At 57.0% G+C, this 15,366-nt stretch carries 13 protein-coding genes; 8 read left to right on the plus strand and 5 right to left on the minus strand.

The window, feature by feature from the left end:
- Positions 1-18 precede the first annotated feature (18 nt).
- Positions 19-861, minus strand: a complete 843-nt coding sequence (gene licT, locus NFS22_RS09600; protein WP_251317556.1) for a BglG family transcription antiterminator LicT — start codon at positions 859-861, stop codon at positions 19-21.
- Positions 862-1,709: 848 nt separating this feature from the next.
- On the opposite strand from licT, the gene NFS22_RS09605 reads away from it, so the two are divergent.
- From NFS22_RS09605 to NFS22_RS09630, 6 genes are all read left to right on the plus strand, one after another.
- Positions 1,710-3,026, plus strand: a complete 1,317-nt coding sequence (locus NFS22_RS09605; RefSeq protein ID WP_251317557.1) for an ABC transporter substrate-binding protein — start codon at positions 1,710-1,712, stop codon at positions 3,024-3,026.
- A gap of 255 nt (positions 3,027-3,281) precedes the next feature.
- Complete coding sequence (locus NFS22_RS09610; RefSeq protein ID WP_251317619.1) at positions 3,282-4,154, plus strand: carbohydrate ABC transporter permease; 873 nt, start codon at positions 3,282-3,284, stop codon at positions 4,152-4,154.
- A complete protein-coding gene (locus NFS22_RS09615) occupies positions 4,154-5,011 on the plus strand; it encodes a carbohydrate ABC transporter permease (protein ID WP_251317558.1) in 858 nt (285 codons plus the stop codon). The genes NFS22_RS09610 and NFS22_RS09615 overlap by 1 nt, the downstream gene beginning before the upstream one ends.
- Positions 5,012-5,225: 214 nt before the next feature.
- The gene (locus NFS22_RS09620) at positions 5,226-6,233 is read left to right on the plus strand and encodes a LacI family DNA-binding transcriptional regulator (protein ID WP_251317559.1); all 1,008 of its coding nucleotides are present in this window, start codon (positions 5,226-5,228) and stop codon (positions 6,231-6,233) included.
- 107 nt (positions 6,234-6,340) lie between these two features.
- Complete coding sequence (gene malQ, locus NFS22_RS09625; protein WP_251317560.1) at positions 6,341-7,840, plus strand: 4-alpha-glucanotransferase; 1,500 nt, start codon at positions 6,341-6,343, stop codon at positions 7,838-7,840.
- 16 nt (positions 7,841-7,856) lie between these two features.
- On the plus strand, positions 7,857-9,149 hold the full coding sequence (locus NFS22_RS09630; protein ID WP_251317561.1) for an alpha-amylase family glycosyl hydrolase: 1,293 nt from the start codon (positions 7,857-7,859) through the stop codon (positions 9,147-9,149).
- Positions 9,150-9,233: 84 nt separating this feature from the next.
- Here NFS22_RS09630 and NFS22_RS09635 read toward each other — a convergent pair whose 3' ends face one another.
- Complete coding sequence (locus tag NFS22_RS09635) at positions 9,234-9,605, minus strand: hypothetical protein (protein ID WP_251317562.1); 372 nt, start codon at positions 9,603-9,605, stop codon at positions 9,234-9,236.
- Positions 9,606-9,922: 317 nt separating this feature from the next.
- Here NFS22_RS09635 and NFS22_RS09640 point away from each other — a divergent pair, with 317 nt between their 5' ends.
- The gene (locus tag NFS22_RS09640) at positions 9,923-10,732 is read left to right on the plus strand and encodes an AAA family ATPase (protein WP_251317563.1); all 810 of its coding nucleotides are present in this window, start codon (positions 9,923-9,925) and stop codon (positions 10,730-10,732) included.
- A gap of 7 nt (positions 10,733-10,739) precedes the next feature.
- Here NFS22_RS09640 and NFS22_RS09645 read toward each other — a convergent pair whose 3' ends face one another.
- Together NFS22_RS09645 and gap are read right to left on the minus strand one after the other, a co-directional pair.
- Positions 10,740-12,017 carry an aspartate aminotransferase type Ic gene (locus NFS22_RS09645; protein WP_251317564.1) on the minus strand — a complete coding sequence of 426 codons (1,278 nt, stop codon included), beginning with the start codon at positions 12,015-12,017 and terminating at the stop codon, positions 10,740-10,742.
- Positions 12,018-12,523: 506 nt separating this feature from the next.
- The gene (gene gap, locus NFS22_RS09650; RefSeq protein WP_251317565.1) at positions 12,524-13,534 is read right to left on the minus strand and encodes a type I glyceraldehyde-3-phosphate dehydrogenase; all 1,011 of its coding nucleotides are present in this window, start codon (positions 13,532-13,534) and stop codon (positions 12,524-12,526) included.
- Positions 13,535-13,862: 328 nt separating this feature from the next.
- Here gap and NFS22_RS09655 point away from each other — a divergent pair, with 328 nt between their 5' ends.
- Positions 13,863-14,918 (plus strand): sensor histidine kinase, encoded by a 1,056-nt coding sequence (locus tag NFS22_RS09655; protein WP_251317566.1) that lies wholly within the window; start codon positions 13,863-13,865, stop codon positions 14,916-14,918.
- A gap of 65 nt (positions 14,919-14,983) precedes the next feature.
- On the opposite strand, the gene NFS22_RS09660 is transcribed toward NFS22_RS09655, so the two are convergent.
- Positions 14,984-15,229, minus strand: coding sequence for a hypothetical protein (locus NFS22_RS09660; RefSeq protein WP_251317567.1), 246 nt, complete (start codon positions 15,227-15,229; stop codon positions 14,984-14,986).
- Positions 15,230-15,366: the final 137 nt, after the last annotated feature.

Consider the following 15,366-nt stretch of genomic DNA (forward strand, 5'->3'; position numbering starts at 1 on the left):
TTAAGGTCACGATCCCGTCTATTTGCTGCTTAAATTGATCCGTTTCAGGTGGATGGTCAGATAAATCAGTTCCGCATCAGAAACTTCTTTCTGGTATGCGCTGTGAATATACTCCCCAATGTGCCGGGCGCATTTGTAGTGCTGTTTGCAGCTGCGGATAATCATCTCCTGAAAGTCCGCGTCGTACTCGTCACACTGCTGGGGGGCGGCCTGAAACAGCCGCTGGGCAAAGTAGCGCAGATGGACTACAAAGCGGTTGAAATCCAGCGATTCCCGGTCAAAGGTTTTTTGGTAGAAATACTCCACCACCTCCAGCGTGCCCTCGATCAGCTTGGTGATGTCATACATCACGGTCATGCTGGTGTTCAGCTCCGCGTTGACAATGTGCATTGCGATAAACGCGGCCTCGCTGGGGTTCAGGTCCACCTGAGTTTCCTTCTGGATTACCCTCAGGCAGTGCTGGCCCAGGTGATACTCGGTGGGGTAGTAGCTCATAATGGCCCCTTGGAGGGGGTTGGTGAACTCAATGCCCTCCTCCTTGCGCTTGAGGGCAAAGCTGATATGGTCGGCCAGGGTGATGAGCAAAGACTCGTTCAGCGGCGTGGAAAGCTGACCTTTTATATACTCAATCAGGTCCTGAGTCAGCCTCAGGTGCTCCAGGGGGATCTGGGCGCACAGCTCCCGCAGCTTGCGCTGCTCCGCCTTGCTTTCCATGTGGTAGGTTTTCTCAAACAGGGCCGGGTCCACCCGCTCGCCGATTTTACGCTTAAAGCCCAGCCCCTTGCCGGTGACGATCATCTCGCTGCCCTTGTCGTCCACCACGCAGAGGATGTTGTTGTTGATTACTTTTTTAACACGCAAGCCCTCTGCCCCCTAAAAAACAAACCAACCCCGCCTTGATATTCCCGCACCTGTGCGCGGGTAAGCTCAGACAGAGTTGGTCAAGCCCGGCGAACCGGTAACATTCCAACATGAATTTGGAATCATGATAACTTTTCCGGGCAAAGAAGTCAAGAAGAGATTTGGAGGATAAAACAGATTCTGCTAATTACACAATTTTGAAAGTAAATTTTTGACAATTACACCAAAACTATAGCAATTATCAGAATTTACCGCGATCTGTAGGGGCGGCCTTTGGCCGCCCGCAACGCGTCAAAAAACTTGTGCTTAGCCCTTATAGGCTCCCTCTATGAGGGAGCAGTCACTGCCGCAGGCGGTGACTGAGGGAGTTAAACGGCAATTTTTATAGCTTTTTCGGGCGCAAACTCCCTCCGTCACGGCTTCGCCGTGCCACCTCCCAAGAGGGAGGCTTTTTTGACAATCTGGGCTGGGGCGGCCACAGGCCGCCCCTACAGTCCGGTGTCAGCGATTTCGGCGCTGCAGGGTGCGACGACCCCGGCCCGCCGTTGGGGAAGCTTCCAGCCATCGGCGGGCTGAGCCGTCCCGCCCGGCAAATGAGGCTGGAGTTTCTGAACATTGATTTCTGTGTAGCTATGCTGTCCTGGAGGTATCGGGGATTGGGAATATTCTACAAAATGGGGCGAGGATTTTTTTGCATCTCTCCAATCTTTGCCTGGAGCGCAATTTTTTCCTTGCATTTGGCGGAAGATGTTGCTATGATAATGACAACCAGATTGGTAACGTTTCCGGTAAAGTTTCCGGTATCGTTTCTGATGTCGGGGAAAATTTTATTTTAGGAGGACAATAAAATGAAAAGAAGCAGAAAACTCCTGAGCATGGCCCTGTGTGCGGCAATGGCCCTGTCTCTGCTGGCCGGCTGCGGCGGCGGTGGCGGCGGCGAATCCAAAGGGGGCGACTCCAGCACCGGCTCTGTCTATTGGCTGAACTTCAAGCCGGAATCTGACGACACCTTGCAGCAGGTGGCCAAGATGTACACCGAAGAGACCGGCGTACCTGTCAAGGTCGTCACCGCCGCCTCCGGTACTTACAACCAGACCCTGAACGCTGAGATGGATAAGACCAACGCCCCCACCCTGTTTGTTATCGGCAACCAGGAGGCCGTGAAGCAGTGGAAGGACTACGCCATGGACCTGACCGGCACCTCCATTGCCGGTGAGCTGACCACCGATGAGTACACCCTGTATGACGACGCCGGCCGCCTGGTGTCCATCAGCTACTGCTATGAGTGCTACGGCATCATTGTCAACCCCGATCTGCTGGAGCAGGCCGGCCACTCTGTGGACGAGATTAAGAACTTTGACACCCTGAAGGCCGTGGTGGAGGACATCCACGCCCGGGCCGGCGAGCTGGGCTTTGACGCCTTCTCCTCCTCTGATATGGACGGCTCCTCCTCCTGGCGCTTCACCGGCCACATGGCCAACCTGGAGTACTACTATGAGCAGGAGGGCGAGGTCTGGACCGAGTGCCCGCCCAGCATCACCGGCAAGTATCTGGATAACTTCAAGAACCTCTACGACCTGTGCATCAACAACAGCCTGACCGACCCCAAGGAGCTGTCCGTGGGCGGCCATGACCCCCTCAACGAGTTCCGCACCGGCAAGGCCGCCTTCTATGTCAACGGCTCCTGGGCCTACAGCGGTGAGAGCGGCGTGGCCGACGCCGTGCCCAACGCTACCATGATCCCCTACTACTGCGGCGTGGCCGGCGAGGAGAAGGCCGGCTTGAACGTGGGCACCGAAAACTACTGGGCCATCAACTCCAAGGCCTCTGAGGCCGACCAGCAGGCCACCATGGACTTTATGATGTGGTGCGTCACCGACCCCGAGGCCAGCCGCTTGCTGGTTGACACCTTTGGCGTTATGCCCTACAAGCAGGCTGCCCAGTCCACCAACGCCTTCCTGGCCGCCGCTGAGAAGTACTCCGCCGAGGGCTGCTACAGCATGAACGCCGCTACCAACTTCCAGCCCAACGTGGACGACTACCGGGCCGCCATGGTGTCCGCGCTGAACCAGTACAACGCCGACCAGTCCGATGCCAACTGGGAGCAGTTCCGCATCGCCTTTGTGGACGGCTGGGCTGTTCAGTACCAGAACGCCAACGGCTGATATTCACGGTAACGCAAACTCTGTGAAGGGGCGGGCATCATCGCCCGCCCCTTTCTGCCTGATCCGCCATGGAGGCGAACATTGTTCATCCGCAGGCTCCGCCAGAGGACGGATGATGTTCGCCCCCTGTAGCAAACGTCAAAATTGCTGGCAGCGGGCCGCCCGGGGCGGCGACTGGCGGCAATGTTGAAGGGTGCTGTAAAATGAAAGGGAGTTGATACTTTGAAACCGAAAAAGATATCCAACAGCAACTCCATCCAGCGCGCCACCCGGCTGTGGAGCCCGCTGTTTCTGGGACCTGTGGTCGCCGCCTTTGTAATCGGCTTTGTCTGGCCCTTCCTCCAGGGCATCTGGCTGTCTATGTGCCAGTTCAAAACCGTCTCCAACGCCCAGTTTATCGGCCTGAGCAACTATGTCAAGGCCTTTCAGGACGAATCCTTCCTCCATGCCTTTTGGTACACCGCCCTGTTCGCCATTGTGTCCCTGATTTTCATCAATGTGCTGGCCTTTACCGTGGCCTGCGTTCTGACCCAGGGCATCAAGGGCAGCAATCTATACCGCACGGTGTTCTTCATGCCCAACCTGATCGGCGGCATTGTGCTGGGCTACATCTGGTCCATGATCTTTGACGGCATCCTCAGCCGGTGGTCCACCTCTATCCTGATGGACAGCAAGTTCGGCTTCTGGGGTCTGATTATCCTGATGTGCTGGCAGCAGGTCGGCTATATGATGATTATTTATATCGCCGGACTGCAAAATGTCCCCGGTGAGATGCTGGAGGCCGCCCGCATTGACGGCGCCACCCGCTGGCAGACCCTGTTCAAAATCACCATCCCCAATGTAATGCCCTCCATCACCATCTGCGTGTTTCTGTCTTTGACCAACGGCTTTAAGCTCTTTGACCAGAATCTGGCCCTTACCGCCGGCCAGCCCTTCATCATCCAGCCCGGCGGCACCACCATCAAGACCACCGAGATGCTGGCCCTGAACATCTTCAACACCTTTAACGGCACCGGAGCCGCCTCTCAGGGTATCGCGCAGGCCAAGGCGGTTGTCTTCTTCGTCCTGGTGGCCGGTCTGGGCCTGGCTCAGCTTGCCTACACCCGCAACAAGGAGGTACAGCAGTAATGAACAAAAAGAGTCTCTCCTCCGAGCAGCGCCGGAAAAACACGCTGTCCATCATCCTGGGCGTAATCTGCGTGATTTACGTGATCCCTGTGCTGATGGTGGTTATCAACTCCTTCAAGCTGAATACCTATGTCAAAACCGATACCTTTGCCCTGCCTACCGGCGAGATGTATGCCGGGTTTGACAACTTTATCAAGGGCATGACCTTTGGCAACTACCCCTTTATCAAGTCGGTGTGCTACAGCGTGGTTATCACTCTGCTGTCCGCCTTCCTGATTTTGCTGTTTACCTCCATGGCCGCGTGGTACATTGCCCGGGTGAACTCCATGTTCTGCAAAATACTGTACTTCCTGTGCGTGTTCTCCATGGTTATCCCCTTCCAGATGGTCATGTTCACCCTGTCCAAAACGGCTGACAAGCTGAAGCTGAACACCCCCTGGACTATCCCCATTGTCTACCTGGGCTTTGGCGCGGGTTTGGCCATCTTCATGTTCGTGGGCTTTGTCAAATCAATCCCCCTGGAGATTGAGGAGGCCGCCGCCATTGATGGCTGCGGACCCCTGCGCACCTACTTCTCTGTGGTACTGCCCATGCTCAAGCCCACCATGATCTCTGTGGGCATTCTGGAGATCATGTGGGTGTGGAACGACTATCTGCTGCCCTACCTGGTGCTGGACATCAACGAGTACCGCACCATTCCCATCCACATCCAGTATCTGAAGGGAAGCTATGGCACTGTGGACCTGGGCGCCACCATGGCCCTGATCCTGCTGTCCATCATCCCGGTGATCGTATTCTACCTCACCTGCCAGAAGCACATCATCAAGGGCGTGGCCGCCGGCGCGGTGAAGGGCTGAGGCCCAGGCAATGAGGCACGAAATCAATTTTCAGAACATTCCGCCGTATTTGCAGGGCGGGACGGCTCGGCCCGCCGCTGGCTGGCAGCTTTTGCGGGCGGCGCGCCCTACAGCGCCAGAATTGATTTCCGGGTTAATGGGGTAACCCGGCTTGAATTCCCGTCCCGGGTGTGCTAAAATTACCCCAGCTGCAATAAGAGAGAAGGGATACAAGGTGACCATCAAGGATATTGCCCGGCTGTCCGGATGCGGTGTGGCCACTGTGTCCCGGGTGCTCAACGACCACCCAGACGTCAGCGAGGAGACACGCCGCCGCGTGCTGGCTGTGGTGGAGGAGCAGGGCTTTCAGCCCAACAACAATGCCAAGCATTTAAAGCAGCAGGCCGCCAGCAGCATTGCCATTGTGGTCAAGGGCACTATGAACATGCTCTTTGCCGATTTGGTAGAGAAGATCCAGGCGCGGCTGCGGGACGCGGGGCAGGATGCCGCCGTCTACTACCTGGACGAGGACGCCAACGAGGTGGCCTACGCCCTTCAGCTCAACCGGGAGCGCCGCCCTCGGGGGATCATCTTTCTGGGCGGCGACCCGGAGCTGTTTCGGGAGGGCTTTTCCCCCATCACCGTTCCCTGCGTGCTGCTGACCAACACGGCCCGGGAGCTGGGGTTTAAAAACCTGTCCTCCTTTACCACCGACGACGTCCAGGCGGCAGCGGAGGTGGTGCGGCTGCTGGCCGGTCAGGGGCACCGGAATATCGGGCTGCTGGGCGGAAGCTGGTCCGGCACCCAGATTGGCTACCGCCGCCTTGTCGGATGCCGGGACGCCTGCCAGCGGCTGGGGCTCCCCTTTGACGAGGACCGCCAGTGCGAGCCCTGCCGCTACTCCATGCCTGAGGCCTACGCGGCCACCAGGGTGCTGCTGGAGCGGTGCCCCGGCCTGACCGCCATCTTCGCCATCAGTGATGTGATGGCCATGGGCGCCATCCGGGCCCTCCAGGACATGGGCAAACAGGTGCCCAGGGATATCTCGGTGGTGGGCTACGACGGGATTACCGCCGGCCAGTACTTCCTCCCCCGGCTGACCACAGTCAGGCAGGATACCCAACAGCTGGCTGAGCGGGGGGTGGAGGCCCTGCTGCGGGGGATTGTCCTCAACAGCCACCCCGTACACGAGCTGGTCCCCTTCCAGCTGATTGAGGGGGAGAGCGTGGCTCGGCTTTCCTGAACCCAAGGGCCGCCCTGTGGCGGCCCTTTCTAGTCACCACAGTTCAAAAGAATCGAGGATTCTTTCGGTGGCTTTGACTATTTTTGAAACAGAAAAGGAGAACATATGTGAGAAAAGCGGGAATTTTGATGCCTGTCTCCTCGCTGCCCTCCCCCTATGGGATCGGCACGCTGGGGGCGGAGGCGCGAAAATTCGTGGATTTTTTGGCCGCCGGCGGCCAGAGCTGCTGGCAGCTGCTCCCCGTGGGCCCCACCAGCTACGGCGACTCCCCCTATCAGTCCTTTTCCTCCTTCGCTGGCAACCCCTACTTGATCGACCTGGACACCTTGGCGCAGTGGGGCCTTTTAGAGCCCGGGGAGTATCAAAACCTGGACTGGGGGAGCGACCCGGAGCAGGTGGACTACCGGGCCCTCTACCAAAACCGGTTTGACGTTCTGCGCCTGGCCTGTTCCCGGCTGAGCCGGGGGGACAAATTTGAACTGCGCGGCACAATCTGGCCGGAGGACTGGCTGGAGGATTATGCCCTGTTCATGGCCCTGAAATACAAGCACGGCGGGGCCTCCTGGCTGGAGTGGCCCGAGGATATCCGCCTGCGCCGGCCTGAGGCAGTGGCGGACGCCCGAAAGGAGCTCAGGGAGGAGATTGCCTTTTGGGAGTATGTACAGCGCCTGTTTTTTGCACAGTGGTGGGATCTAAAGGAGTACGCCAACCAAAAGGGGATCTCCATCATTGGCGATTTGCCCATCTATGTGGCGCTGGACAGCGCCGACGTATGGGCCAACCGCTCCCAGTTCCAGCTGGATGAGAACGGTCTGCCCACCGAGGTGGCCGGCTGTCCTCCGGACGGCTTTTCCGCCAGCGGCCAGTTGTGGGGCAACCCCCTGTTCAACTGGGAAAAGATGAAGGAGGACGGCTACGCCTGGTGGCTGCGGCGCATCTCCTTCCAGTTCCAGCTGTACGACACCCTGCGCATTGACCACTTCCGGGGCTTTGACGAGTACTTTGCCGTCCCCTACGGAGATGAGACCGCCCACAACGGCAAGTGGAAGCCGGGCCCAGGCATTGATTTTTTCAAAACTGTAAACAAAACCCTGGGCAAAAAGGACATTATCGCCGAGGACCTGGGTTTTCTCACTCCCACGGTGAAAAAGCTGCTCAAGGACTCGGGTTACCCCGGCATGAAGGTGCTGGAGCTGGCCTTTGACAGCCGGGACACGGACAACGGCTATCTGCCCCACAGCTACCCCGCCCACTGCGTGGTCTACACCGGCACCCACGACAACGACACCATCCAGGGCTGGATGGCCACCGCCCTGAAGGAGGATGTGGCCTACGCCAAGGCATACCTGCGCCTGTCCAGACGGGAGGGCTACCACTGGGGGATGATGCGCTCGGCCTGGGCCTCCCCCGCCAACCTGGCCATCATGCAGTTCCAGGACCTGCTGGGCCTGGGCGGCCAGGCCAGGATGAATACCCCCTCCACCCTGGGGAACAACTGGAAGTGGCGGACCCTGCCCGGCACCTACGACGAAAAGCTCTCCCGCCGCCTGCACCGGGAGATGCGGGTATATCAGCGCCTGCCCAAGCCCTCAAAGACCAAAAAATGAGGAGGTAGATTCTTCCATGGCAAGAAATACCGCAAAGGCATACCGCAATCAGGTCATGTACTCGGTATATGTCCGCAATCACAGCAAGGAGGGAACCTTTGAAGCCGTCCGCCGGGACCTGGAGCGGATCAGAGCCCTTGGTGTGGATATCATATGGCTGATGCCAATCCATCCCATTGGGGCCAAGGCCCATAAGGGCACGCTGGGCTGCCCCTACGCCATCTCCGACTACCGGGCAGTCAACCCAGAGTACGGTGCGCTGGAGGACTTCCGGCGGCTGGTGGAGGATATCCACCGCCTGGGCATGAAGTGTATCATTGACGTGGTGTATAACCACACCTCCCCCGACTCCTGGCTGGTGAACAATCACCCGGAATGGTTCTATCACAAGGCGGACGGCAGCCTGGGCAACCATATCGGCGACTGGTCCGACGTGGTGGACCTGGACTACTCCAACCCGGAGCTGTGGGACTATCAGATCGATACCCTGAAATACTGGGCCTCTATAGTGGACGGCTTCCGGTGTGATGTGGCCCCGCTGGTGCCGCTGGACTTCTGGCTGAGGGCCAGGGCTGAGGTGGAGAAGGTCCGCCCCGGCTGCTTCTGGCTCAGCGAGTCGGTGGAGCCGGAGTTTATCACCCATGTGCGGGCGGAGGGCCTTTCCGCCCTGTCCGATTCGGAGATATTCCAGGCCTTTGACGCCTGCTACGACTACGATATTTATGGGGAATACCGGGATTATCTGGAGGGGAAGCTCCCTCTGGAGGGGTATGCCCGGTGCGTCAGCCGGCAGGAGTTCATCTATCCGGATAACTATGTCAAGCTCCGCTTTTTGGAAAACCACGACCAGCTGCGGGCCAGGTTTTTGATTCCGGATGAAACGGCCCTGACAAACTGGACGGCGCTGCTCTACTTCCAAAAGGGGATGACGATGCTCTACGGCGGACAGGAGGTGAGCTGCGGCCATCTGCCCAGTCTGTTCGACAAGGACCCGGTGGACTGGTCCTCCGGCCCCGACCGGTCAGAACAGATGCAAAGGCTCTATAAGCTGAAACAAAATCCCCTGCTGACCGACAGCTCCTACCATGTCCGTGCCCTGAACGGGGATATCCTGTACGCCGTTCACCAGGGAAAGGAGCGGCAGTTGATTGGCATCTTTGCCCTGAAGGGCGGCCAGGCCCCAGTGGCGGTATCTGCTCCGGACGGGCGGTATGCCAATCTGGCCGGAGGAGAGGACGTGGAGGTCAAGTTTGGCAGAGTGAGCTGCTGCGGCCTGCCGATCATCTTTGAGGCTCCCCGGCTGGGATAATGAAAAACGCTGAGACCTTCCGGCCTCAGCGTTTTTTGTGCCTTCATATGGAAAAGGGTCTGTCCCTTTTGCGAATTTTTTAATTTATTTTTGCTTTTCATATTCTTCGCCTGTAGGAAACCGCCAGCCCTCATCCAAGTCAAATATTAAGTCCACATCATCAAATGTTACATTCCATGCAGCATTTGTCAAAAGATGCGTTATTTCGGTAAGACATTTCAACCAGTAGTTTGCTGCCTCGAATAGTGTTTTGGGGCTGTTCCTTGGGAGTTTTGTAGAGCCGCTGAAAATAATATCATCCTGCTCTTTTGAATTCTCATATATGCCAAAATCCTCAACTTTTTGCTTAAAAGGATATTCAGAGCAATACTTCTTCGAGATTTCTTTGCTGATGGTTCTCTCTTGTTCTGTCAAAGGCTCTTTTCTAGTTGCCTCATAATAAATTGCAAATGCCACTGTTTGACCTCCTACAATCCCGATTTGCCGCTCTGATTATATCACAGCCAATGTTTTATTTCAATCTGCCATAGGTGAATTACCAGTGCCGTTCAATGGGCTTTCATAAAATTGCCGGGATTTTTGTAGCAATCGTCAGAATTGCTGTCACTTGCAGAGGCGGCCACAAGCCGCCCCTACAGCTATGGTGTCAGCAACTTTGAAGCTTGTTATAGTTGGCAGCACTTTTCTTAAATGGGACATGAAAGCTCCCACTTCCCTTGGGAGAAAAAGCGTAGTATAATAAGGGCAGAACACGCAAGGAGGAACGGAAGAATATGAAGGAATTTAAAGGCAGTGAAAACTATGTGGCCTCAGAGGAGCTGCTCCGGGCGGCCAATATCGCCATGGTGCTGCAAAAGCCCCTGCTCATCAAAGGCGAGCCGGGCACAGGCAAGACCATGCTGGCCGAGGCTATTGCTCAGGCATTGAACAAAAAGCTCATCATCTGGAACATCAAATCCACCACCAAGGCCCAGGACGGGCTGTATGTCTACGACGTGGTCCAGCGGCTGTACGACAGCCAGTTCGGCGGCCAGGGGGTGGACGATATTGAGAAGTACGTCAAGCTGGGCAAGCTGGGGGAGGCCTTTACCAGCGGCGAACAGGTGATCCTCCTTATTGACGAGATTGACAAGGCAGACCTGGAGTTTCCCAACGACCTGCTGTGGGAGCTGGACCGGATGGAGTTCCACATCCCCGAGACGGGGCGGACTGTCAAGGCCAACCACAGGCCGGTGGTGATTATAACCTCCAACGCGGAAAAGGAGCTGCCTGACGCCTTTCTGCGCCGGTGCGTCTTCCACTATATCGAGTTCCCGGACAAGGAGCTGATGGCGGAGATTGTCCGGGTCCACTTTCCGGATATTGACAAACGGCTGCTCACCCAGGTGCTGGAGGCCTTTTATAAGATCCGCAATCTGCCCCAGATCAAGAAAAAGCCCTCCACCAGCGAGATTGTCGACTGGATACAGGCCCTCCAGCACGGCGGGGTGGACGTAAGCCGTGTTGTAAAGGAGGTCCCCTACCTGGGGGTACTGCTGAAAAAGAACGAGGATATCGACATGCTGCGGCGGCAGTGGCGGTAAAGGGCGGTTATCCCAGCAGCTTTTCCACAGCGGCCAGCTTGGCGGCGGCGCAGAAGACCTCCATAGCCTGGGCCAGCTCAGCGGGGGCGGGGAAGGAGGGAGCCAGGCGGATGTAGCTGTCCTCCGGGTCCTTGTGGTAGGGGTGGGTGGCCCCGGCGTCGGTGAGGATTACGCCCGCCTCCTTACACAGGGAGACAATCCGCTTGGCACAGCCAGGCATGGCCATATAGGTGATAAAATAGCCCCCCTGGGGTTTGACCCAGGAACCCGCCCCGGTGCCGCTCAGCTCCTGCTCCAGGGCCTCCAGCACCGCGTCGAACTTGGGCCGGAGGATGGCAGCGTGTTTGTCCATCTGAGCCTTGATGCCGGCCACATCCTTAAAATAACGCACATGACGCAGCATGTTCAGCTTATCCCAGCTGATGGCCTGGGCATTGAGCTGTTTGGCGGTGAAGTCCACATTGGCCTTGGAGGCTCCGAAAAAGGCCACTCCTGCCCCGGGGAAGGAAATTTTAGAGGTGGAGCCGAACATATACACCATGTCGGCATTGCCCGCCTTTTTACACTCCTCCAAAATGTTAAGGACAGGGGTATCCTCGTAGACGTAGTGGACAGCGTAGGCGTTGTCCCAGAAGATACGGAAGTCTTTGGCAGCGGGCTTGAGGGCGGCCAGACGGCGCACCGCCTCGTCAGAGTAGGAGCCGCCCAAGGGGTTGGTGTACTTGGGCACGCACCAGATGCCCTTGACGGTCTCGTCGTCAGAGACCAGCTTTTCCACCAGGTCCATGTCCGGGCCCCACTCGGTGAGGGGGATGTTAATCATCTCAATGCCCAAAGACTCGCAGATGGTAAAATGCCGGTCGTAGCCGGGAACGGGACACAGGAACTTCACCTTGTCGTATTTACACCAGGGCTTGCTGCCCCCCGGCACGCCCAGCAGCATAGCCCGGGCCATGCAGTCGTACATAAAGGTGAGGGAGGCGGAGCCCACCACAATGGTCTCCTCGGGGCTGATGCCCATATAGTCCCCAAAGAGCTTCCGGGCCTCCGGAATGCCCAGCAGCTCCCCGTAGTTGCGGCAGTCCACGCCGCTTTCCGTGACGCAGCTGCTTTGAGAATTGAGGGTATCCAGCATGGGAGCGGACAGCTCCAGCTGGTCAGCCCCCGGCTTGCCCCGGGCCATGTTCAGCTTGAGCCCCTTGGCTTGCAGCTGAGAATAGGATTTTGTCAAAGTGCCGTACAGGACCTGTAATTCTTCTTTAGACATCTCTTGATAGGATTTCATGAGCGTTCTCCTTCTGATTCAACAAAATTCAACTGAAAAAGCCGGGTGTGAATGATTGGCCCAGCTGTATTGCGATAGGCCATTATAATGGAGACCGGACAGGAAAGCAAGTGCTTTTGAAAGATTTTCATATAAAGCGGCTTTGCGGGCGCGTTTGCCCGCTACCCGTTCCCCGTTCCCTTTATTGCTTCCTCTGTATAATCTGCGCCAAGGTTTTTAGGCGGGTAAATCGTTATCACCCAAGGATACTTTACTACGTTTTCACTTCTTGCGCTACTTCTAATTTCTGTCTTGGTGGACTACTGGGCAGAGCATAAAAATACGCTTCCTTTCGTGACTTGCATCAATCGAAAAGAAGCGTATTTTTCTTGCTTAACAGGGGATACACAAGTTAGCAGACAGTAAGAACAGTTACTCCACTAAACACAGTTAACATCCACCAGTGAATTTTCCCTTACTGATAAATCAGTGAAAAAAGTACAAATCCACTCCTGAAAAGGTTTGAATTACTTGTGGTCAACAGAGTACATGTGCTTAATGAGCTCCAGCACCTTGTTGGAATAACCCCACTCGTTGTCGTACCAGGACACGACCTTGACAAAGGTATCGGTCAGGGCGATACCGGCCTTGGCATCGAAGATGGAGGTGCGGGCGTCGCCCAGGAAGTCGGAGGAGACCACGTCCTCGTCGGTGTAGCCCAGGATGCCCTTCAGCTCGCCCTCGGAGGCCTCCTTCATGGCGGCGCAGATCTCGTCGTACTTGGCGGGCTTCTCCAGGTTGACAGTCAGGTCCACCACGGACACGTCCAGGGTGGGAACACGCATGGACATACCGGTCAGCTTGCCGTTCAGGGCGGGGATGACCTTGCCCACGGCCTTGGCGGCGCCGGTGGAGGAGGGGATGATGTTGCCGGTGGCGGCACGGCCGCCGCGCCAGTCCTTCAGGGAGGGGCCGTCAACGGTCTTCTGGGTGGCGGTGACGGAGTGCACGGTGGTCATCAGGCCGTCCTTGATGCCAAACTTGTCGTTCAGGACCTTGGCAATGGGAGCCAGGCAGTTGGTGGTGCAGGAGGCGTTGGACACGAAGGTCATGTCGGGGGTGTAGGCGTCCAGGTTCACGCCGCACACGAACATGGGAGTGGCGTCCTTGGAGGGGGCAGACATGACAACCTTCTTGGCGCCGGCGTCGATGTGGGCCTGGGACTTCTCCTGGGTCAGGAACAGACCGGTGGACTCCACAACATACTCAGCCTCCAGCTTGCCCCAGGGGATGTTCTTGGGGTCACGCTCGGCGTAGATGGGAATCTCCTTGCCATTGACAATGATGGCGTTCTCAGTGTGGCCCACCTCGGCCTCGCACTTGCCATGCATTGTGTCGTACTTCAGCATATAAGCCAGGTAGTCGGCGGGGCACAGGTCGTTGATGCCAACGATCTCAATCTCGGGGTGATTCAGGCTGGCGCGGAACACCATGCGGCCGATGCGGCCAAAACCATTGATGCCAACTTTGATGCTCATGTGAATTACTCCTTTTTTATCAATTTACCTGCGGCGGTCCGCAGTATTGGTAGCGTGGTATATTATACCCCGGACATACTGATTTTCCTAGTGGTTTTTTTCATAGTTTTCCGCAAAAATTTGCCCGAAATTTTGCCAATGAGTAAGGGGCCCCTTTGAAAGGCCGGTGGGGAAGCAAATATTTCGACATTTTTCGACCTTTTCTATTGTAGTGAATGGAAAATTTTGATATACTAAAATGGTTATAGCCAAGACAGGCCAGGCACATGCTAGAGCAAGATAAAATTGCGGCCGGCGCAGGTCAGGCTTCAGTTTTAAAGGGGTATTTATGTTAGATTCCATTCAGTCCCTGTTGAACGCCCTTCCCGAAGGGGTGATTCGGGTATGCGACGGCCTTGTGCTGTCCATTAACGAAAAGGGCCGCCAGTATCTTCCGCAGCTGACGCCTGGCAGTTCTCTTCCGGAGGGTATCCTCCTGCCTGGACAGGGGGGAGCCGCAAGCGGCGTGTTTACCGCCGGTTCCGTCTCCTATCTGTACAGCTGTACCTGTCAGGCCGGGGAGGCGGGGCATGTGATTTTGTTCCATCCTGACCCTCAGCCGGGGCTGAAAAGCTGGCAGCTGGACGGCGCCCTGGGGGAGCTGCGGCTGCTGCTGGGGGATATTCTGACAGAGGTGGGGCCGGCCACCGTCCCTGGAGGGACAGTATCCGCCGCCGCCTTCGGCAAGACCTTTCACCGGCTGTTCCGCCTGGTCAACAATCTGGAGTTTGTTCAGCAGACCGCTGGAGAGGGCGTTCCATTCCGCCCGGTGACCATGGATCTGGACGGGCTGTGCCGCCATACCATCCAACCGGCGGGAGACCTGCTTCAGGAGGCAGGCATCTCGCTGGAGTACCGGAGCAAGGTGAGCGGACTGCTCATTCCCGGAGACCCGGAGCTGCTGCAAAAGCTGCTGCTGTCCCTGATTTCCAACGCCGCCCAGGCGGCGGGGGAAAAGGGGGGTGTGGTCCTCAGCCTGCGCCGTCAGGGGAGGAACGCAGTACTGTCCCTGTCCAACAGCGGGACCGCCCCCACTCAAAGACAGCTATCCGCCTTTTTTCAGGAGGGTCCCAGGGAGGATGTCCCTCTGCCCGGCCAGGGCGCAGGACTGGGTATCCCTATTGTGCGGCACATCCTGAACCTCCACAGAGGTTCCATGATAGTCCTGCCTGGAGATGAGCTGGCATTCAGCGTGGTGCTCTCCCTGCCCACCGGTCCTCTGGACCACCGGCTCACCCTCCATACCCCGTCCGCCGTCCAACGGGACGCCGGCCTGAACCCAGTGCTGGTGGAGCTGTCCGGTGTCCTTCCGGACTACCTGTTCGGTATGGAGGGGCTGGATTGATTTCCAAAAACTAAAACAACAAGAAACCCGCCGGTTCAAGCCGGCGGGCTTTTTGTTTTCCGATATTATTCGGACAGCTCTGGTACAAAGGGGGACTCAATGGCAGAGGCTGGGGCGGGCTTGGGGGAAAAGTCAGGTGCAAAGGGGGAATCGGGCATGACAGGGACAGGAGGCACCAACGGATAGTCGGGCACAAAAGGGGAATCCGCCAGATTCGGGTAGGAGACCACTGGGGTTATCGCGCAGGCGTTAACGGTGAGCATCCCCAAGATCAGGGCGGCCGCCAGCATACGCGCCAAAAGCTTTTTCATGGAAACTCTCTCCTTTAAATATGTGTTTTTCTGCGCATCATGTTTCTTTTGTCATTGTACCTGATTCCATTTTAGAAAACAAGTCTATTTCCGCAGAAACATATGGAAATATGTCGAGAAGAGAGGGATAATTTCCA

Source organism: Flintibacter muris, from assembly GCF_943192995.1.
Lineage (GTDB): Bacteria > Bacillota > Clostridia > Oscillospirales > Oscillospiraceae > Lawsonibacter > Lawsonibacter muris.